The organism is Vibrio sp. 1249-1, assembly GCF_033340495.1.
On record NZ_JAWOWJ010001239.1, the window covers coordinates 1 to 504 of the forward strand.

Genomic DNA, 504 nt, shown 5'->3' on the forward strand with positions numbered 1-504 from the left:
GCGAAAAACTGGTCTTACGCTCTAGCAACGAAGATCAACCAAGAGCAAACTAAACTGCAAGCTGGACAGTATGCCGAGGATAAATTCACTCCTGTTTATGGTACTAACCCGGTGTACCTGCAAGCTAATAGCGGCCTTGAGCGTGTAGAAGTCGGCTACAAGATAGAAACTCCCGCTCCAGAGTACTCACTCACAGTAGATGGCTTAGCAGACGAATATATCATTGAGTCAACAACGACAACTTTGGATCTGACACTAACTGCTGAAGGCGATTTAAACGCAGAACTCACCGTGTACAATCACCACCGTGAGCCACTTGCAAGCTGGGCAGACGAAATGAAAGACGGCTCGGTGGAGGCTGTATCGCTCGCTTTAAGCAAATCAGAGCCTGGTCACCATATGCTCGTGACTCGTATTAAAGACAAAGGTGGCAACTTGGTGGATCAGCAAACGCTCGACTTTCACTTAAAAGAAGAGTCAGTAACGCCACCACCATCTGGCGAG

The 504-nt window shown here is 48.0% G+C and carries 1 pseudogene; it reads left to right on the top strand.

The annotated features are described in order from the left end of the window. A pseudogene (locus R7Z50_RS31470) lies at window positions 1-504 on the top strand (N-acetylglucosamine-binding protein GbpA); the annotation flags it as partial.